At 60.6% G+C, this 20,606-nt stretch carries 15 protein-coding genes; all 15 read right to left on the bottom strand.

Annotated elements, in window-relative coordinates; all coding sequences use genetic code 11:
• Window positions 1-315: 315 nt before the first annotated feature.
• Window positions 316-2,886 (bottom strand): glucans biosynthesis glucosyltransferase MdoH, encoded by a 2,571-nt coding sequence (mdoH, locus tag ACM1ZW_RS10735; protein ID WP_416740518.1) that lies wholly within the window; start codon window positions 2,884-2,886, stop codon window positions 316-318.
• Window positions 2,879-4,690, bottom strand: a complete 1,812-nt coding sequence (locus ACM1ZW_RS10730; RefSeq protein WP_416740517.1) for a glucan biosynthesis protein G — start codon at window positions 4,688-4,690, stop codon at window positions 2,879-2,881. Before ACM1ZW_RS10730 ends, mdoH begins: the two co-directional genes overlap by 8 nt.
• Before the next feature lie 321 nt (window positions 4,691-5,011).
• Entirely contained in the window at window positions 5,012-5,449 is a 438-nt protein-coding gene (gene dtd / locus ACM1ZW_RS10725) for a D-aminoacyl-tRNA deacylase (protein WP_414879933.1), read from the bottom strand.
• A complete protein-coding gene (pip, locus tag ACM1ZW_RS10720) occupies window positions 5,446-6,417 on the bottom strand; it encodes a prolyl aminopeptidase (RefSeq protein WP_017336093.1) in 972 nt (323 codons plus the stop codon). The genes dtd and pip overlap by 4 nt, the downstream gene beginning before the upstream one ends.
• Window positions 6,418-6,498: 81 nt before the next feature.
• Window positions 6,499-7,452, bottom strand: coding sequence for an alpha/beta hydrolase (locus ACM1ZW_RS10715; protein WP_050558245.1), 954 nt, complete (start codon window positions 7,450-7,452; stop codon window positions 6,499-6,501).
• Window positions 7,453-7,658: 206 nt separating this feature from the next.
• Entirely contained in the window at window positions 7,659-8,615 is a 957-nt protein-coding gene (locus ACM1ZW_RS10710; protein ID WP_017336091.1) for a choline ABC transporter substrate-binding protein, read from the bottom strand.
• Window positions 8,616-8,887: 272 nt separating this feature from the next.
• Window positions 8,888-9,691, bottom strand: coding sequence for an N-formylglutamate deformylase (gene hutG, locus ACM1ZW_RS10705; protein ID WP_414883473.1), 804 nt, complete (start codon window positions 9,689-9,691; stop codon window positions 8,888-8,890).
• A gap of 10 nt (window positions 9,692-9,701) precedes the next feature.
• On the bottom strand, window positions 9,702-10,907 hold the full coding sequence (gene hutI / locus ACM1ZW_RS10700) for an imidazolonepropionase (protein WP_017336089.1): 1,206 nt from the start codon (window positions 10,905-10,907) through the stop codon (window positions 9,702-9,704).
• A gap of 101 nt (window positions 10,908-11,008) precedes the next feature.
• Complete coding sequence (hutH, locus tag ACM1ZW_RS10695) at window positions 11,009-12,541, bottom strand: histidine ammonia-lyase (RefSeq protein WP_416740516.1); 1,533 nt, start codon at window positions 12,539-12,541, stop codon at window positions 11,009-11,011.
• A 118-nt stretch (window positions 12,542-12,659) separates the two neighbouring features.
• Entirely contained in the window at window positions 12,660-14,183 is a 1,524-nt protein-coding gene (gene hutH / locus ACM1ZW_RS10690) for a histidine ammonia-lyase (protein ID WP_416740515.1), read from the bottom strand.
• 177 nt (window positions 14,184-14,360) lie between these two features.
• Window positions 14,361-15,191, bottom strand: a complete 831-nt coding sequence (locus ACM1ZW_RS10685; RefSeq protein ID WP_414883476.1) for a quaternary amine ABC transporter ATP-binding protein — start codon at window positions 15,189-15,191, stop codon at window positions 14,361-14,363.
• A complete protein-coding gene (locus ACM1ZW_RS10680) occupies window positions 15,188-16,039 on the bottom strand; it encodes an ABC transporter permease (protein WP_017336085.1) in 852 nt (283 codons plus the stop codon). Before ACM1ZW_RS10680 ends, ACM1ZW_RS10685 begins: the two co-directional genes overlap by 4 nt.
• Window positions 16,040-16,109: 70 nt before the next feature.
• On the bottom strand, window positions 16,110-17,078 hold the full coding sequence (locus tag ACM1ZW_RS10675; RefSeq protein ID WP_017336084.1) for an ABC transporter substrate-binding protein: 969 nt from the start codon (window positions 17,076-17,078) through the stop codon (window positions 16,110-16,112).
• Window positions 17,079-17,146: 68 nt separating this feature from the next.
• On the bottom strand, window positions 17,147-18,619 hold the full coding sequence (locus ACM1ZW_RS10670) for a purine-cytosine permease family protein (protein WP_416740514.1): 1,473 nt from the start codon (window positions 18,617-18,619) through the stop codon (window positions 17,147-17,149).
• Between the two features lie 57 nt (window positions 18,620-18,676).
• Window positions 18,677-20,359 carry a urocanate hydratase gene (hutU, locus tag ACM1ZW_RS10665; RefSeq protein WP_017336082.1) on the bottom strand — a complete coding sequence of 561 codons (1,683 nt, stop codon included), beginning with the start codon at window positions 20,357-20,359 and terminating at the stop codon, window positions 18,677-18,679.
• Window positions 20,360-20,606 lie beyond the last annotated feature (247 nt).

The raw sequence follows: 20,606 nt of genomic DNA, 5'->3' as shown, positions 1-20,606 counted from the left end.
ACTCCATATTGCCGACCTTATTCACCGCCACTACGTTGTGTGGCGCGTCGTAGATAAGCGTCATGAGGCGCGCAAACGCCGGCTCCCCTCAGGAAAAGCATCGATACGGACAAAAATTATCCGGGCGCACCAATTTGCGGACGGGTCCTAACGCACTCGCTCGTTTGCAAAAGTGTTTGCGCGTGATTTGTTGTTTCGCGGGACTGAAAGCAAAAGATCGCAGCCTTCGGCAGCTCCTACAGATTGATACCGTGCAGGAGCTGCCGAAGGCTGCGATCTTTAAAAACACCCGCCTCCTCTCAGAAGCGGGGCTTTTTATGCCAATTGAGGCTGTGCACTCAGTGGCTTGAGCGGCAGCAGCGGCGCATGGGGATCGGCTTTCACCGATTTACGCCAGGCTTCCAGCCACGCGGGATGACCTTCGTTCCACACCTGCTCGTGCAAGCGAGCCAGTGCCACCGGATCGCTCAGCAGTTGCACACGCTCATTGTTGGTCAAACCGTCAGGCCCGACTTTCAAGGCATGGCGCACACGCTCGATCCGCAGCCATTCGATCGGCTCGGCCTCACGGTGACGCGACGTCGCCAGCGCGCACGCCAGGGCGTTCTGCTGTGGATCGACCACCGAGCGAATGAAGCCGTCTTTCAGCGCGTGGTAACGGTTTTCATGGGTGTACTGATCCGTTGCCAGCAACGCCTGCGGCGGATTGTATTCCTCGGGGATCAGGAACAGGCTCTCGTCACGGGACTTGAGGCCCAGGCCCACGCGGCTGGAGATCACCGACACCGGAATCGACAGCATCAACGAACCGACGATCGGCACCAGCCACCAGAGGAAGCTCGGGTTCAGCCAGATCACCAGCAACGCCCAGAAGAAACCCAGCAGGGTTTGCGGCCCGTGACGCTTGACCGCTTCGCTCCACGGCGTGGAGTCGTCGTCACGTTGCGGCGAGTTCCAGGTGGCGGCCCAGCCGAGGAACGCGGCGAGCACGAAGCGAGTGTGGAAAATCATCCGCACCGGCGCCAGCAACATGGAGAACAGCATCTCCAGCAGCATCGACAAGGTCACCTTGAACTTGCCGCCGAACTCTTTCGCGCCCTTGGCCCAGATCAGGATGATGCTCAACAGCTTCGGCAGGAACAGCAGCACGATGGTGGTCGAGAACAACGCGATCGCCTTGTCCGGGTGCCATTGTGGCCACAGCGGATAGAGCTGGCGCGGTTCAAGGAAGTACTGCGGCTCCATCAGTGTGTTGACCGCCAGCAGCGCCGTCGACAGCACCAGGAAGAAGAACCACAGCGGCGCCGACAAATAAGACATCACGCCGGTCAGGAACACTGCACGGTGAACCGGGTGCATGCCCTTGACCAGGAACAGGCGGAAGTTCATCAGGTTACCGTGGCACCAGCGACGGTCACGCTTGAGTTCGTCCAGCAGGTTCGGCGGCAGTTCTTCATAGCTGCCCGGCAAGTCGTAGGCAATCCACACGCCCCAACCCGCACGACGCATCAACGCGGCTTCGACGAAGTCGTGGGACAGAATCGCCCCGGCGAATGCGCCTTTACCCGGCAACGGCGCCAGGGCGCAGTGCTCGATGAACGGCTTCATGCGGATGATCGCGTTATGGCCCCAGTAGTGGGATTCGCCCAACTGCCAGAAGTGCAGACCGGCGGTGAACAGCGGACCGTACACCCGAGTCGCGAACTGCTGCATGCGCGCATACAGCGTGTCCATGCCCGAGGCACGCGGCGCGGTCTGGATAATCCCGGCGTCCGGCGTGGCTTCCATCAAGCGCACCAGACTGGTCAGGCATTCGCCGCTCATCACCGAGTCAGCGTCGAGCACGACCATGTACTTGTAATCGCCGCCCCAGCGACGGCAGAAGTCGTCGAGGTTGCCGCTTTTGCGTTTTACCCGACGGCGACGGCGGCGATAGAAAATCTTGCCGAAACCGCCGGCTTCGCGGCAAACGTCCAGCCAGGCTTGCTGCTCGGCAACACAGATATCGGCATCGTTACTGTCACTGAGGACAAAAAAGTCGAAGCGATCCAGGTCACCCGTGGCAGCGACCGACTCGAACGTCGCGCGCAGACCGGCGAACACCCGCGGCACGTCTTCGTTGCAGATCGGCATCACCAGTGCGGTGCGCGCGTCCTTGGGAATCGGCTCATTGCCGGCGCTTTTACCGGAGATGCGGTACTTGTCGTGCCCGGTGAGCAACTCAAGGAAGCCCATCAATGCCGTCCAGAAACCGGCCGACACCCAGCAGAACAGAATCCCGAACATGATCAGGATGCTGGTCTGCAGCGCATACGGCAGTACTTGCGTGACGGTTTTCAGGATTGGCTGATGCAGGACTTCGTTCAGGTCGACGAACGACCAGCCCTGGTACGGCATGATGCCCTTCATGTACCAGCCGGCGACGATGGTCTGACCGAGCATCAGTACCAGCAGGATGTAACGCCGGATCGAACCTACGGTGCGCCAGCGCGCGGCCGGCAGCACGTTCTCGTCTTTCGGCGGGGCTGGCGGATTGGTGCGGCCGGTCAGACGCCGCCAGCCACGCACCAGAATGTTGGTGCGCCACGGCTCCGGCACGACTTTGGTCCGGCGGATCGGTGGAGTGGCCTTGAGGCAAACCCGACCGCTGGCGTCGAGCACCAGCATTTCCGCTTCTTCCAGCTCTTCAGCGGAGTTCAGGGTCAAACGACGGCCCACCGAGGCTTGAGCAGCCTCGGTCGGTGCGTCGAACGTCGAGGACGACAGGCGCTGGTGCAGCTCGCTGAAGGACTGGCAGCCCGCGAGTTCCGCGCGCTGCTCGTCGGTCATCGGTAAATGCGCCAGATACTCGGCAAGCGTCTCTGGCTGTACTTGAGAATTACTCATCGGCAGGCAACTGGTAGCTCCAGGTCTCGGTCAGGACGTCTTCAGTCGCGGCCGATTCCGGTGTGGCTGGGGCCGCGTCCGCAGCAGCAGGCTGCTTGGCGTCTTTGTTGGCCTCCTTGGCATCTGCGACTGGCTTGGCTTCGGCCTGCTTGGCCTCGGCTTGCTTGGCTTCCTTGTCTGCTTTTTCCTGTTGTCTGGCGGCAACCTTGTCGGCCTTGGCCACAGCATTGCTGGACGCTGGCACGGATGACTTGGCCAGGTCGGCAGGCAGAATGTTCTGGACCAGCGCAGCACGCATCTCGGTGGCTTTGCCCGGGTCCTTGATCTTCATGCGCAGGGTCAGGCGCCAGCCCTTGGTTTCAGGGTTGTATCGCACGCTGTTCTCGACCAGTTCGGCATTGTCGCCAACGCTGACCTGGCTGCGAACGTCCGCATCGGACGGCAATGCCGCCAGCGACGGGCCTTCGAAGTCCACCAGATAGGCAACGCTGCCGTCCGGCTGACGAATCAGGTTGGACTGTTTGACGTCGCCTGTGGAGCGCAGGGTCTGTTGAACCCAGGCACTGTCCGGCGCATGAAGCGCGGCTTCGTCGATGGTCCAGTGCATGCGGTAGCCGAACTCCAGCGGCTGGCCAGGCTCAGGCAGTTTTTCCGGGCTCCAGAAGGCAACAATGTTGTCGTTGGTTTCATCGGCCGTCGGAATTTCGACCAGGTCTACAGAACCCTTGCCCCAATCGCCTTTTGGCTCGATCCAGGCACTTGGGCGCTTGTCGTAGCGGTCGTCGAGGTCTTCGTAGTGACTGAAGTCACGGCCACGTTGCAACAAGCCGAAGCCACGCGGGTTCTCGACCGAGTAGTTGCTCACCGACAGGTGTTTCGGGTTGTTCAACGGGCGCCAGATCCACTCGCCGTTGCCGGCATGGATCGACAGACCGCTGGAGTCATGCAGTTCGCGACGATAGTTCAGCACTTTGGAAGGCTGGTTGGCGCCGAACAGGAACATGCTGGTCAGCGGCGCAACGCCAAGCTTGGTGACCTTGTCACGCAGGAACATCTGAGCCTTGACGTCGACAATGGTGTCGCTGCCCGGACGTACGGTCAGGCGATAGGCACCGGTAGCGCGTGGCGAATCCAGAAGGGCGAAGATGACCAGGTGCTTGTCGCCCGGTTTCGGCTGTTGAATCCAGAACTCACGGAAACGCGGGAACTCTTCGCCGGACGGCAACGCGGTGTCGATCGCCATGCCGCGAGCGGACAAGCCATACGTGTGACCCTTGCCGACAACGCGGAAGTAACTCGCGCCGAGCATGGTCATGATTTCGTCTTGCTTGTCGGCCTTGTTGATCGGGTACAGCACACGGAAACCGGCATAACCCAGTTGCTCAGTCGCTTTAGGATCGAATTTCAGGTCGCCGAAATCGAAACGCGTCGGGTCGTACTTGATCTCTTCGACGGTATTGGCCGTGATTTCGTTGATTTTCACCGGCGTATCGAAATGCATACCCTGGTGATAGAACGAAAGCTTGAACGGGGTTTTCTGATCGGCCCATTCGGCTTTTTCGGTCAGGAAACGGATTTTTTGATAGTCCGCAAACTTCATCTCGCGGAATTCGTTCGGCAGGTTACTGCGCGGGGCTTCGTATTTCTGCCCGGCCAGCTCTTTTGCCTTGGCCGATACATCATCCAGACTGAATGCCCAAAGCTGGCCGGCGCTGAGCAGGCAAAGCAGGGCAGAGCCCGCTACCAGAGCGCTTCGTAACCGTTTGGCAGACAATTTTGGTGCAATACAGGGACTAACAATCACGAGCAACCCTCGCCGAAAACAGATCAAAAAACCAACGGCCAGTTGAAGGGCCTGTGAGGTAGACGGAAGGAAAAACCCGTCCCTACAAACCACTCTTGCCAAGTTGGCGAGCATTGTTCCGACTCCTATGGGGCCAAATGATTCCCCAACAGGTCCAGGACAAGTCTCTACCTAAGTCAAAACGGACCAACGAACGCTGATCCCCGTAGCGCGCGATTATCTAGCAGGCCGCGTTACAACGCATCAGGCGCAACAAAGTATTTCTCGCGAAAAACCCCTGTTTTCAGTGAAAAAGCGCTTAAAAACTTGTTTCAAGCGCTTTCAGGTCTGTAACAGGAAGGTAACCGGGCCATCATTGACCAGGTGCACCTGCATATCCGCGCCGAATCTACCTGATGCCACAGTGCCATGCACCTGTTTCGCTTTCCCTAATAGATAGTCGAAAAGCTCCTCGCCCAGCGCCGGAGGTGCGGCCGTTGAAAAACCCGGGCGCAACCCGCTTCTGGTGTCGGCAGCCAAGGTGAACTGCGAGACCAGCAGCAACCCGCCACCGACGTCCGCCAGGGACAGATTCATCTTGCCCTCGGCGTCACTGAACACTCGATAGTTAAGCAGCTTATGCAGAAGTTTGTCGGCGCTGGCCCGAGTATCCTCGGGCTCGACCGCGACCAGTACCAGCAACCCCTGATCGACGGCACCCACCACCTCCCCCGCTACCTCGACTCGCGCGCCACGCACGCGCTGCAGCAGGCCCTTCATGCTTCTTCTGGGGACAGGTCGAGCAAGCGCCGGGCCATCTGATCGGCGGCGCGCACCAAGGCATCGGTAATGCCCGGTTCGGAGGCGGCATGCCCGGCGTCACGGATCACCTGCAATTCACTGTTCGGCCAGTTCTGATGCAATTCCCAGGCGTTATCCAGCGGGCAGATCACGTCGTAACGACCGTGCACGATCACGCCTGGCAAATGGGCGATCTTGCCCATGTCGCGAATCAGCTGGTTCGGCTCGAGGAACGCATTGTTGGTGAAGTAATGGCATTCGATACGGGCAATCGACAACGCTCGCTGCGGCTCGGAGAAACGGTCGACCACCAGCGGGTTTGGACGCAAGGTCGCCGTACGGCCCTCCCAGGTAGACCAGGCCTTGGCCGCGTGCATTTGCGCAATCTGGTCGTTGCCGGTCAGGCGCTTGTGGAAAGCGCTGAGCAAGTCTTCGCGCTCGTCCAGCGGGATCGGCGCGATGTAGTCCTGCCAGTAATCGGGGAACAGACGGCTGGCACCTGCCTGATAGAACCATTCGATTTCCTGCGGACGGCAGAGAAAAATCCCTCGCAGAATCAGACCGTGTACCCGCTCCGGGTGGGTTTGCGCGTAGGCCAGCGCCAGGGTCGAGCCCCACGACCCGCCAAACAGCACCCATTTGTCGATGCCCAGGTGCTGACGAATCCGCTCAAGGTCGGCGACCAGATCCCAGGTGGTATTGTTTTCCAGGCTGGCGTGGGGGGTGGAGCGGCCGCAACCGCGCTGATCGAAGGTGACGATGCGGTACAGGTTCGGATCAAAAAAGCAGCGACTCTGTGCATCACACCCGGCACCGGGGCCACCGTGGATGAATACCACCGGCAAACCTTCCGGCGAACCGCTTTCGTCGACATACAAGGTGTGGGTTTCATCGACAGCCAGATCGTGCCGGGCGTGGGGTTTGATCTGCGGGTACAAAGTCTGCATTGCGCGCTCCGTAAGGGGTCGAGGTCATCCCTGGGGGGACTTCTATTATTCTGCCGTCCGGCATCATAAACCCGAATTACGTCAATGAGCATGCCCTTGCTGAGCCAGAGTTTTACCGCCCGTTTTTTCAGCCAGATAGCCGAGCAGCGTTTCATAGAGCGCATCGACCTCGGCGACCTGGCCCCGCCCTCGCAAACAGCCGTGAACCAGTCCCTCGCCGTAATAAAGTGTTGCGGCCACGCCCGCGGCGTCCAGTCGCTCGGCGTAGCGCACGCCGTCGTCGCGCAGCGGATCGAATTGCGCCACAGCGATCAGCGCCGGCGGCAAGCCGCCGAGATCCTCGGCGAGCAACGGCATCGCATAGCCGCCCGGCTGTCGACTGCCGCGCAAGTACAAGGCGTGATAACAATCCACGTCGCTGCTGCTGAGCAACGGCGCGTCAACGCATTCGCTGCGCGACGCCAGCCGCTGGTCGCCGCCGAGCCCCGGATAGATCAGGACCTGTGCCGCTGGCAATGGCTCACCCGCATCGCGCAATGCCAGGCAAAGCGCGGCGGCGAGATTTCCCCCGGCACTGTCGCCTGCCACCAGCGTACGCGCGGGATCAAGCTGGAATGGCCCGGTTCGCAACGCCCGCCACACTCCCAGACAATCGTTGAAGCCCGCCGGAAACGGATGCTCCGGCGCCAGACGGTAATCGACGGCGATCACTAACACGTCGAGCGTCGACGCCAGTTCAGCGCAGATGAAATCGTGGGAATCCAGATCCCCCACCACCCAACCGCCGCCGTGCAGATACACAATGCAAGGACAACCGCCGGTCAACGGCGAAACCGGCGGCTGATACGAGCGCACCGGCACACCGGCCAATTCAAAGTCCACGACATACAGCCCGGCGGGACGGGGCGGGGTAAATGCCCGACACATGTCGCTGTAGGCCTGGCGCATGCCGGCGAGGCTGCTCTCGGTGCTGTTGAAGCTGACGGTTTTCTCGACGAAGGCCGACATTTGTGCAGATAGCGGGTAAGTAGCCATGAGCCTGGTGCCAGTCAGTTCAGCATTGGAAGTGGAACTCGGTTCTGTGGCGAGGGAGCTGGCTCCCGCTGGTTTGCGAAGCAGCCCCCAAACCACTCAACCGAGTTTTATCAGGTGCACCCGAGCAGCCGGGTTTACGACGGCTTCGCCGCCGATCGGGAGCAAGCGCCCTCGCCACAGAAATTGCGCTGCCAAACAATGGCGGGTCAGTTTTTCAGGCTGGCCTGTACGGTGGCTACACCGTCCTTGCCGTCAAAACTGCTGACACCCGCCAGCCAGCGCTGAAGGTCTTCCGGGTGATCACGCAGCCATTGCCTGGCAACGTCCTGCGGCGTCTTGCGTTCCATGATCGGCACCATCAGCTGACTTTCCTGAGCGGCGGTAAACGTCAGGTTCTCCAGCAGACGGTTCACGTTCGGGCAACGTTCGGCGTAGTCCGGTGACGTCACCGTGGAGACCGTGGCCGCCCCTTCGTTCGGCCCGTAGACATCTTCGCTGCCGGTCAGGTAGGCAATTTTCATGTTGATGTTCATCGGGTGCGGGGTCCAACCGACAAACACCACGAATTCCTTGCGGTTCACCGCCCGCTGAACGGCGGCCAGCATGCCGGCCTCACCGGACTCGATCAGTTTGAAATCCTTCAAGCCGAAGTGATTGGTCTCGATCATGGTCTTGATGGTGGTATTGGCACCGCTGCCCGGCTCGATGCCGTAGATCTTGCCGCCAAGCTTGTCTTTGAACCTGGCAATGTCGGCGAAGGTTTTCAGCCCGGCGTCGGCGACGTACTGCGGCACAGCAAGCGTTGCCTGAGCGTCGGCCAGACTCGGCTTGGCCATGACTTTCACCTGATTGGCCGCCACGAACGGCGCGATATTGTTGTCCATCGCCGGCTTCCAGTAACCGAGGAAGATGTCGAGGCGCTTGTCGCGGATGCCGGCGAAGATGATTTGCTGCACGGCGCTGGTCTGCTTGCTTTCATAGCCAAGACCATTGAGCAGCACATCAGCCATGCCGCTGGTGGCAATTACGTCGGTCCAGTTGACCACTCCCATGCGCACGGCTTTGCAGGAAGCATCGTCACTGGCCAGAACACTGGTGCTCAGAAGAGCGGTACCGCAAAGGATTGAGAGACAGCGGGTGAACAAACCTTTGGTGCTTGTCATAGAGGGCTTTCTCGTGCGGCAGCGGATTGTTGTGGGCTCGGTGTCTTTGTGCACCGTGCCCGGAACATTACGCAGCAGACGAGAGGTAAAAGCGAACTGTGGCGACTGTGTTTTGCACGGTGGCGACTGTCCCGATCCAGTATCGAGACGGACAACAACCTGTGGCGAGGGAGCTTGCTCCCGCTCGGCGGCGAAGCCGTCGTGGTCCTGGGCTGCTTCGCAACCCGGCGGGAGCAAGCTCCCTCGCCACAAAAAGCCCCCTCGCAACAGAGTTATGCGGTGTAGTGCTTTTCGCCCCAGGCCAACAATCCTTGCAGCAATTCCTTGAGCACCACTTGCGTCGGCTCAGCCAAATCCGGGCGATAGCGGAACGGCTCGAATTCTTCCATGTAGGTGCACTGGCACAACTCCAGTTGCACCGCATGAATGTTTTCCGCCGGATTGCCGTAGTGCCGGGTGATGTGGCCGCCCTTGAAACGACCGTTCAGCACATGGCTGTAGTCGCCATGCCGTGCGCAGATCGCTTCCAGCTGGGTGGCCAACTGAGGATCACAACTGGCGCCGTTGAAGGTGCCGAGGTTGAAGTCCGGCAGCTTGCCGTCAAACAGGTGCGGAATGATCGAACGGATCGAGTGCGCATCGAACAGCAACGCATAGCCGAATTCGGCTTTCAAACGAGCCAGTTCGTTCTGCAGCGTGCTGTGGTACGGCGTCCAGACCTGTTCCAGATAGGTCGCGCGTTCCGCTGCCGACGGTTCCATACCCTCACGGAACAACGGAATGCCGTCGAACAGCGTCGACGGGTACAGGCCGGTGGTCGCGCCTGCGTACAGAGGCTTGTCGTCGGACGGGCGGTTCAGGTCGATGACAAACCGCGAGTACTCGGCGGCCAGCGTGCTGGCGCCCAGTTCGGCAGCGAACTCGTAAAGCCTGGGGATGTGCCAGTCGGTGTCCGGCAGGCTTTTCGCGTCGGCGATCAACCCGGCTTCGACCGCCGGGGTCAGGCGCAGGCCGGCGTGGGGAATGCTGATCAGCAGCGGCACACGGCCTTGTTTGAAGTTCAGAACCTTATCCACAACTATTCTCCTAAACGCTCGTTTCAACGCCGTGACGCACGACGCGTTTCTCCAGATCACCGCCCAGCCAGTACGACAGGTCGGCGGGACGATCGATTTGCCAGGCGACGAAGTCCGCGAACTTGCCAACTTCCAGCGAGCCGTGTGTCTCGGCCATGCCCAACGCGGTGGCGGCATGAATCGTTGCACCCGCCAGGGCTTCTTCCGGGGTCATGCGGAAACAGGTGCACGCCATGTTCAGCATCAAACGCAGCGACAGCGCTGGCGAGGTGCCGGGATTGAGGTCGCTGGCAATGGCGATTTTCACGCCGTGTTTGCGCAGGGCATCCATCGGCGGCAATTGGGTTTCACGCAGGAAATAGAACGCCCCCGGCAGCAACACCGCGACGGTGCCGGACGCGGCCATGGCGATGGCATCTTCTTCGGTCATGAACTCCAGGTGGTCGGCCGACAATGCGTGATAACGCGCCGCCAGACTCGAACCGTGCAGCGATGACAGTTGCTCGGCGTGCAGCTTCACCGGCAAGCCAAGTGCTTGAGCGGTGATAAACACGCGTTCGACCTGCGCCGGCGAAAACGCCAGGTACTCGCAAAACGCGTCCACCGCATCCACCAGGCCTTCGGCGGCGAGCGCGGGGAGCATTTCCGCGCAGATGTGATCGATGTAATCGTCGGCGCGGCCCACATACTCCGGTGGCAGGGCGTGGGCCGCCAGGCAGGTGCTGCGCACGCTGATCGGCAGTTCGGCGCCGAGACGGCGGGCGACCCGCAGCATCTTGCGCTCGTTGGTCAGATCAAGGCCGTAGCCGGATTTGATTTCGATGCTGGTGACACCGTCACGCATCAGGCTTTTCAGGCGCTTGGCGGCGCTGGCGAAGAGTTCGTCTTCACTGGCCGTGCGAGTGGCGCGTACGGTGCTGGCGATGCCGCCACCGGCCGCCGCGATTTCCGCGTAGCTGACGCCTTGCAGGCGCTGTTCGAATTCACCGCTGCGGTTACCGCCGAACACCGTGTGGGTGTGGCAGTCGATCAAGCCCGGGGTGACCCAGGCCCCGTTCAAATCGTTGACGGCCGGGTATTCACCAGACGGCAGCTCAGCGCGAGGGCCGATCCACTCAATGCGCGCACCTGACGTCACGATGGCCGCATCCTCGATGATCGAGTAGACGCCTTGCGCCATGGTTGCGACGTGGCAGTGTTGCCAGAGGGTTTTCATCCCTTAGTCTCCACAGTATTCAAAATCGAATCGCCAGCAGGCTGGCTCCCACAAGGATGCGCAATGCAACTGTGGGAGCCAGCCTGCTGGCGATGAGTACATCACAGGCTCGGCAAAAGATTCACCGACACCAGTTCATTCAGGCAGCGCGTCGCCAGCAGTTCAGTCGCCGCATTGATGTCCGGCGCAAAGAAGCGATCCTTCTCATAGAACGGCACTTCTTTACGCAGAATCGCCCGGGCCTTTTCGAGTTTTGGCGAAGTCTTCAAGCCTTCACGCAGGTCCAGGCCTTGAGCAGCCGCCAACCATTCCACCGCCAGAATCCCGCGAGTGTTCTCGGCCATTTCCCACAGGCGCTTGCCGGCAGCCGGTGCCATGGAGACGTGGTCTTCCTGGTTCGCCGACGTCGGCAGGCTGTCCACGGAATGTGGATGGGCCAGCGCTTTGTTCTCGCTGGCGAGTGCCGCAGCGGTCACTTGGGCGATCATGAAACCGGAGTTCACGCCGCCATTGGCCACCAGGAACGGCGGCAGTTGCGACATGTGCTTGTCCATCATCAGCGAGATGCGGCGTTCGCTCAGCGAGCCGATTTCAGCGATGGCCAGAGCCATGTTGTCGGCAGCCATCGCAACGGGTTCGGCGTGGAAGTTACCGCCGGAGATCACGTCACCTTCAGCAGCGAACACCAGCGGGTTATCCGAGACGGCATTGGCTTCAACGGCCAACACTTCGGCAGCCTGACGGAACTGGGTCAGGCAGGCGCCCATGACTTGCGGCTGGCAGCGCAGGGAGTACGGGTCCTGAACCTTTTCGCAGTTCTGGTGCGAGTCGGAGACTTCACTGCGCTCGCCCAGCAGGTCGCGGTAAGCGGCAGCGGCGTCGATCTGGCCTTTCTGGCCACGCGCGGCGTGAATGCGTGCGTCGAACGGCGAGCGCGAACCCAGCACCGCTTCGACGGTCAGGCCGCCCAGGGCCAGGGCGCCCGCGAACAGATCTTCACCTTCAAACAGACCGCGCAACGCATAAGCGGTGGACACCTGAGTGCCGTTGAGCAGCGCCAGGCCTTCTTTCGCGGCCAGGGTCAGCGGGGTCAGACCGGCGACTTTCAGCGCTTCGGTCGCTTCCAGCCATTCGCCTTTGTAGCGTGCCTTGCCTTCACCCAGCAGCACCAGCGACATGTGGGCCAACGGCGCCAGGTCACCGGAGGCACCGACCGAACCTTTCAATGGAATGTGCGGGTAAACCTCGGCGTTGATCAGGGCGATCAGCGCGTCGATGACCACGCGGCGAATGCCGGAGAAACCACGGCTCAGGCTGTTGACCTTGAGCACCATGACCAGCCGCACCAAGGCGTCGCTGATCGGCTGGCCCACACCGGCGGCATGGGACAGCACCAGTGAGCGCTGCAGGTTTTCCAGGTCTTCGCTGGCGATGCGGGTCGAGGCCAGCAGACCGAAACCGGTGTTGATGCCGTAAGCGGTGCGGTTCTCGGCGAGGATCTGTTCCACACAGGCAACGCTGGCTTCGATCTGAGCCGAGGCGCTGTTGTCGAGGGTGATCCGGACCGGCTGCTGATAGATATCACGCAGTTGGGCCAGGCTCAGTTGGCCGGGAATCAGGTTTAGCGCAGTCATTTTGAGCTCCTTATGAGAGTTTGTTATTAACTAACCAGACGCTCCGGAGATGTCCGTTGTCCGTCGCTTCCCGCCTTGTGGGGGGGCTGCGCCTTGGCACGCTGGTTTGATGTAGAAATCAGTTCAGATTCGGTAAAGCCTTGCGCAGCAAATTCGAATCTTTCAAAACCCCGGCCGCCGCCGCGATATCCGGTGCCAGCCATCGGTCCTGGTCGTAGGCCGGAACGCGCTCGCGCAGCAGACGCCAGGCCGTATCAGTGCCCGCGCCGAAGCGTTGTTCTTTCAGGAACTCAAAGGCCTGAGCCGCCAGCAGGTACTCGATGGCGAGGATCTGCGTGCAGTTTTCCAGCGCGCGATGCAGCTTCAGCGCGGCGTTGGTGCCCATGCTCAGGTGATCTTCTTGCAGACCGGACGTCACGTAGTTGTCGAGGACCGCCGGTTGCGCCAGTTGACGGTTTTCCGCACACAGCGAAGCAGCCACGTATTGCACGATCATCATTCCGGAGTTCACACCCGGATTGGCCACAAGGAACGCCGGCAGACCGCTGACGTGCGGGTTGATCAAGCGGTCGAGACGTCGCTCGGCGATGGAACCTATTTCCGCCATGGCGATGGCCAGCAGATCAGCGGCCATGGCCACGGACTGACCGTGCGGGTTGGCCTGGGACATGATGCGGAAATTGTCCGGCGTGCCCAGCAGCAATGGGTTGTCGGTGCAGCCATTGAGTTCGGTTTCGATCTGTTGGATCGCGTGCGCCAGTTGATCCCGTGCAGCACCGTGGACCTGTGGGATCGAACGGATGCTCAGCGCATCCTGGGTGCGGATACCTTTGCTCGACGCAATCACTTCACTGCCATCAAGCAGCGCCCGCAGATTGATGCCGACCTGCTGCATGCCGGGATGCGGTTTGAGGGCGATGATTTCGGCATCGAACGCTGCGATCTGGCCGCGCTGGGCTTCGAAGCTCATGGCGCCGATCACGTCGGCCCATTGCAGCAGGCGCGTGGCATCGGCAATCGCAAGGGCGCTGAGGCCGCTCATGCACGGCGTGCCGTTGACCAGGCACAAGCCGTCTTTGGCGCCGAGTTGAACCGGTTGCAGACCTTCTTCGGCCAAGGCCTGTTGCGCAGAAACGATCTGCCCGCGATAGCTGACATTGCCGACGCCCAGCAGCGCAATGCCGATGTGCGCCATGTGGGTCAGGTAACCCACCGAGCCCTGGGACGGCACTTGCGGGGTGATGCCGCAATTGAGCAGTGCCAGCAGCGCTTCGACCACCCGGCGATGAATGCCGGACTTGCCGTGACTGTAGTTGCGGATCGCGGCGCACATGATCGCCCGGGTCTGGTCGTCGGCCAGTGGTGCGCCGACGCCACAAGCGTGACTGAGCAAGGTGTTGCGCGACAGCTGGCTGAGTTGTTCGTCTTTCAGAGAGACGTTGCACAACGCGCCCAAGCCCGTGTTGACGCCGTAAGCGCGTTCGCCGCTGGCGACGATGCGCTGGACGATCGCCTGAGCGTTCTCGATCCGCGCCCAGGCTTGGGTCGACAGCTCAAGCTGAGCGCCGTGGCGGGCGACGGCGACTACATCCTGCCAACGCAGAGGGGCGTCGGCGATAACGATTTTTTCAGCCTGGGACATCTGGAGCCTCATACCAATTCTGTTGAACACTGAAACCCTGTGGCGAGGGGATTTATCCCCGTTGGGCAGCGAAGCGGCCCCAAAACCTACCGCCACAGTTTCTCAGGCATAACGCGTGTACTGGTTTACGACTGCTTCGCAGCCGAACGGGGATAAATCCCCTCGCCACAAAAGCGTTTAAACCACCGCCGCACGCCGCTGTACGAACCGGTCCACATACTCATCCGCCGGCGAATGCAGGATCTCTCGCGGCGTGCCGACCTGAATCAGGCGGCCATCCTTGAGGATTGCGATGCGGTTGCCGATGCGTACGGCTTCGTCGAGGTCGTGGGTGATGAAGACGATGGTCTTGTGCAGGGTCTTTTGCAGTTCCAGCAACTGGTCCTGCATTTCCGCGCGGATCAGCGGATCGAGCGCACTGAACGCTTCGTCCATCAGGATGATGTCGGTGTCCGCCGCCAGTGCGCGGGCCAGGCCCACACGCTGACGCATGCCGCCCGAGAGCTGGTGCGGGTATTTGTTTTCGTAGCCCTTCAGGCCCACGGTGTTGATCCAGTGCAGCGCGCGCTCGGAGCACATTTGCTTGCTCTCGCCACGCACTTTCAGGCCGTAGGCGACGTTGTCCAGCACGGTCTTGTGCGGCAGCAGGCCGAAGCTCTGGAACACCATGCTGATCTTGCGCCGGCGAAATTCGCGCAGGGCGTCCATGTCGTATTGCAGGATGTCCACGCCATCCACCAGGATCGCGCCGCTGGTCGGGTCGATCAGGCGGTTGAAGTGGCGCACCAGGGTCGATTTGCCGGAGCCGGACAGGCCCATGATCACGAAGATCTCGCCGCTACCGATGCTCAACGACAGGTCGTTCACGCCGACCACGCAGCCGGTTTCGGCCAGCACCTGATCCTTGGTCTTGCCCTGGCCGATCATGCCCAGCGCTTCCTTGGAACGGTTGCCGAAAATCTTGAAGACGTTTTTGACTTCGATTTTGCTGATGGCTTCGTTGTTCATTTGCTCACCTCATGCCGTGGCCGACCATACGCCTGAGTAATGCGGTCGATGACCACTGCCAGAATCACGATCGCCAGACCGGCTTCAAGGCCACGTCCGACGTTGAGGGTCTGAATCCCCACCAACACATCTTCGCCAAGGCCACGGGCGCCGATCATCGAGGCAATCACCACCATCGACAGGGCCATCATGGTGGTCTGGTTGATCCCGGCCATGATGCTCGGCAGGGCCAGCGGCAATTGCACACCAAACAGTTGCTGCCAGCGGTTGGCACCAAAGGCGTTGATCGCTTCCATCACTTCGCCGTCGACCTGGCGGATGCCCAGATCGGTCAGGCGGATCAGCGGTGGCGCAGCGTAGATCACGGTGGCGAAAATCGCCGGGACCTTGCCCAGACCGAACAGCATCAACACCGGGATCAGGTACACGAAACTCGGCATGGTCTGCATGATGTCCAGCAGCGGCATCAGCACCGAACGCAGGCGATTGCTGCGCGCCGAGAGAATGCCCAGCGGAATGCCGATCAGCACCGAAATGACCGTCGCCACCATCATCAGCGCGAGGGTCTGCATCAGCTTGTCCCAGAGCCCGACCGCGCCCACCAGGAACAACAGACCGACAATGACGGCGGTGGTCACGACCTTGCGGGTCGCGTGCCAGGCAATGCCCGCCACGATCGCCAGCATCAGCCACCAGGGCGCCGCGCGCAGCAGCCCTTCAAGATTGACGATGGCCCACAACAGGGTGTCGGAGATGTGCCGGAACACGTCGCCGTAGTTGGTGACCAGCGAATCGACCCAACCGTTGACCCAGTCGGCGATGGAAAAGGTAAAGCTTTCGGGAAACATAAGAGACTCTCAATCAAGGGGTTGCGATTCAGCGTCCGACTGCCGTTGCCGACAGTCGGAGAGGCTCAACCTACAAGGCCGCGTCGATCTTTTTGGCTGCGTCTTCGCTCACCCATGCGTGCCAGACTTCAGGATGTTCCTTGAGGAAAATTTTCGCCAGTTTTGGTGACTCGATCCGCTCTTTGGCCATGCGCCCGAGGTTCTGGTTCAGCAGGTCGATCGGCAGGTTGACCTTTTCCAGCACGGCCACCAGTTCCGGGGCTTGCTCGTGGAAGGTCTTGGAGAGGCCGACCTTGATCGTCACTTGCTTGTTCACCCCTGGTTTCTCTTCGAGTTTGACCAGGTCAACCTGGCCCATCAGCGGTGTTGGCGACCAGTAGTAGAACAGGATCGGCTCGCCACGCTTGTAGCTCGACAGCACGGCGGCATCCAGCGCCGGACCGGTGCCTGGGCGGAAGTTGGTGTAGCTGCTTTCCAGACCGTAGCTTTTCAGCATTTCGCTGTTATCCAGCTCACAGGTCCAGCCGGCCGGGCAGTTGTAGAAACGGCCCTTGGAAGGCTCTTCGGCGTCTTTGAACACCGAGGAATACTTGGCCAGGTCAGCAATATTTTTCAGGTCCGGCGCCTTGGCTTCCAGCTTGCGCTTGGCATCGCCTTCGATCACGTAGCGCGGCACGTACCAGCCTTCGACTGCGCCTACGACTGGCGCACCGACACCGACGACCTTGCCGGCCTTCTCGGCCTTGTTCCAGACTTCGCTGCGGCCGACCCATTCTTCGGCAAACACTTGAATGTCGTTGCTGCTCAGGGCGTTTTCCATGGTGATGGAGTTGCCCGGCAGGCTATCCGTCTTGCAGTCGTAACCTTTCTCCAACACGACTTGCAGCACGTCGGTCAGCAACATGGCGCTTTCCCAGTTCAGGCCGGCGAATTTCACCGGTTTGCCCGATTCGCACCAACCGGCAGCCTGAGTGGCGCCGGCGCTGGCCAACAGGCCCATGGAAAGCAATGTGGTCAGCAGGGTCTTGTTCGATTTCATTGTTTGACGCTCCTAATCATGAATTGGCTTACGGCAGTCAAGAGGCATCCAGCCCTGTCCACGTCCAATCAGGCCTGCGCCGCAGCGCGACCGGCCCCGCTTGTTTTAGGTTGTACAACGCTGTCCTGCTCGACCGGCAGAATCAGGTGATCGGGCACGGTGCCGTGCCATTTTTTCGCACACACGTAATACAGGGCTGCAGGAATCACCAGACCGATGATCCAGGAAATATCCACATCACCCAGCGCGGCCACCAGCGGACCGGTGTAGAACTTGCTGGAAATGAACGGCAGCTGCACCAGCACACCGAACACATAGACGCTGATACCGAGCATGTTCCAGCGACCATAGCGACCGTTTGGATCGGACAGCGCCGGCACGTCATAGCGCTCACGGGTGATGCAGTAGTAGTCCACCAGGTTGATCGCGCTCCATGGCGTAAAGAACGCCAGCAGGAACAGGATGAAAGACTTGAACGCACCGAGGAACGAGTGCTGGCCGAGCAACGCCATCAGGGTCGCAGCACCGACGATCACCAGCACGAAGAGCAGACGCTGCAAGCGCGTGACTTTCAGGTCACCACGGAAACCGCTGATGATGGTCGCAATGCACATGAAGCTGCCGTAGGAGTTCAGCGTGGAGATGGTGACCTTGCCGAACGCGATGCTGAAGTACAGCAGCGCAGCCGTGGCACCGGCACCGCCCAGACCGACGATGTAGGCCACTTCGTGGCCGACGAATTGCCCGTTGGCCGAGGCGGCGGCAAACACGCCGAGGATCATCGCCACCTGTGCGCCAATGACCGAACCTGCACCCGCGGCGAAAAAGGTTTTCACCGAGGAAGTCTTGCTCGGCAAGTAGCGAGAATAGTCAGCCACGTAAGGGCCGAAGGCGATCTGCCAGGACGCCGCGAGCGACACCGCCAGCAGGAAGCTGCTCCAGCTGAAGTGGCGGATTTGCAGGAGTGCGCCAACGTCAGTCTGGCTTATCAGACGACTGAACAAGTAAACAAAGGCAATCACCCCAATGACACTGGCAACCCGGCCAATCCAATGGATCACCCGATAGCCGAGTACCGTGACCAGCACGATGACACTGGCGAAGATGAGGATACCGACGGTGTCACTGACGCCAAACAACTGGCCCAGCGCCTGGCCGGAAAGTACCGTTCCGGTTGCGGTGAAACCGAGGTACATCAAACAGACCAGCACGATCGGGATGGCCGCGCCATAAACACCAAACTGCACACGGCTGGAGATCATCTGCGGCAAGCCAAGCTTTGGCCCTTGCGCGGCATGCAGCGCCATCACCCCACCGCCGAGCAGTTGCCCGATCAGCAAACCGATCAATGACCAGAACACATCACCGCCCAGCACCACGGCCAGGGCCCCGGTGACAATCGCGGTGATTTGCAGGTTGGCACCCATCCACAGGGTGAACTGGCTCAACAGACGACCGTGTCTCTCCGCTTCCGGGATGTAGTCGATCGAGCGTTTCTCGATCAACGGTTTACTGCCTGCACGATCGTTGTTAACTGCCATGGTTCAACCTCTGTGGATTGTTATTGTGGGTTGGCGGGCTCCCTGTAGGAGCAAGCATTACTTGCCGGTAATCATCGGCAGATTCAGGCCCTGTTCCTTGGCGCAGTCGATCGCGATCTGGTAACCCGCATCGGCGTGACGCATAACGCCAGTTGCCGGGTCGTTGTGCAAAACGCGAGCGATACGCTCGGCCGCTTCGTCAGTACCGTCGCAGACAATCACCATGCCCGAGTGCTGGGAGAAGCCCATGCCGACGCCGCCGCCGTGGTGCAGGGAAACCCAGGTCGCGCCGCTCGCGGTGTTGAGCAGAGCGTTGAGCAGTGGCCAGTCGGACACGGCGTCGGAGCCGTCCTGCATGGATTCGGTTTCGCGGTTCGGGCTGGCGACCGAACCGGAGTCCAGGTGGTCGCGACCGATCACGATTGGCGCGGACAATTCACCGCTGCGAACCATTTCGTTGAACGCCAGGCCAAGCTTGGCGCGCAGGCCCAGGCCAACCCAGCAGATACGAGCCGGCAGCCCCTGGAAGCTGATGCGCTCGCGCGCCATGTCCAGCCAGTTGTGCAGGTGGGCGTCGTCCGGGATCAGTTCTTTGACCTTGGCGTCGGTCTTGTAGATGTCTTCAGCGTTACCCGACAGTGCAGCCCAACGGAACGGACCGATGCCACGGCAGAACAGTGGGCGGATGTAGGCCGGTACGAAGCCAGGGAAGTCGAATGCGTTTTCCACGCCTTCTTCCTGGGCCATCTGACGGATGTTGTTGCCATAGTCGAAGGTCGGAATGCCCATCTTCTGGAATTCGAGCATCGCTTTAACGTGCACGGCCATCGATTGCTTGGCGGCTTTCACCACGGCTGCAGGCTCGGTCTTGGCACGAGCGCGGTACTCTTCCCAGGTCCAGCCGGCCGGCAGGTAACCGTTGAGCGGGTCGTGGGCGCTGGTCTGGTCGGTGACCATGTCCGGGCGCACGCCGCGCTTGACCAGTTCCGGCAGAATTTCCGCCGCGTTGCCCAGCAGAGCGATGGAAATCGCCTTGCCTTCCTTGGTGTATTTGTCGATGCGGGCCAGTGCGTCGTCGAGGTCGGTGGCTTGCTCGTCGACATAACGGCTGTTCAGACGGAAATCGATGCTGACCTGCTGGCATTCGATGTTCAGCGAGCAAGCACCGGCCAGGGTTGCAGCCAGAGGTTGAGCGCCGCCCATGCCGCCCAGGCCTGCGGTCAGGACCCAACGACCTTTCAGGTCATCGTTATAGTGCTGGCGACCGGCTTCGACGAACGTTTCGTAGGTCCCCTGGACGATGCCCTGGCTGCCAATGTAGATCCAGCTGCCGGCGGTCATCTGGCCGTACATGGCCAGGCCTTTGGCGTCGAGTTCGTTGAAGTGTTCCCAGCTCGCCCAGTGCGGTACGAGGTTGGAGTTGGCGATCAATACGCGCGGGGCGTTAGTGTGAGTCTTGAACACGCCGACCGGCTTGCCGGATTGCACCAGCAGGGTCTCGTCGTCATTCAGATTGGTCAGGCTTTCAACGATCTTGTCGTAGCATTCCCAGTTACGCGCCGCACGACCGATACCACCGTAAACCACCAGTTCTTTAGGGTTCTCGGCGACTTCCGGGTCGAGGTTGTTCATCAGCATGCGCAGCGGCGCTTCAGTCAGCCAGCTCTTGGCGGTCAGCTTGTTACCGCGGGCAGCGCGGATTTCAACGTCACGAAACTTAGTAGGTTTAATGTCAGTCACGAAAAAGACTCCTCAGCGATCAATCCAAACCAACCCTGGCGGTGGGTAAGCCAGCCTGTGCGCGTCACAGCGACACAAGCGAATCAGTGGACGCTGCGGAGAGTCTCGGTCGACTCATACGCATACGTCTTTACTTGTACATACAAGCATATGCAATCAAGCGGCCAACTTATTGGATGGGCATTCGAGAAAAATTCTGAAAAGGCTGGGAAGCCTGTAGATCAAGGGTTATGAGGAAGATGAAATT

Source organism: Pseudomonas sp. NFX71 (genome assembly GCF_048079215.1).
GTDB lineage: Bacteria > Pseudomonadota > Gammaproteobacteria > Pseudomonadales > Pseudomonadaceae > Aquipseudomonas > Aquipseudomonas fluorescens_B.
Note: the sequence above shows the minus strand (reverse complement) of the source record. Positions and strands in the feature narration are given on the sequence as shown.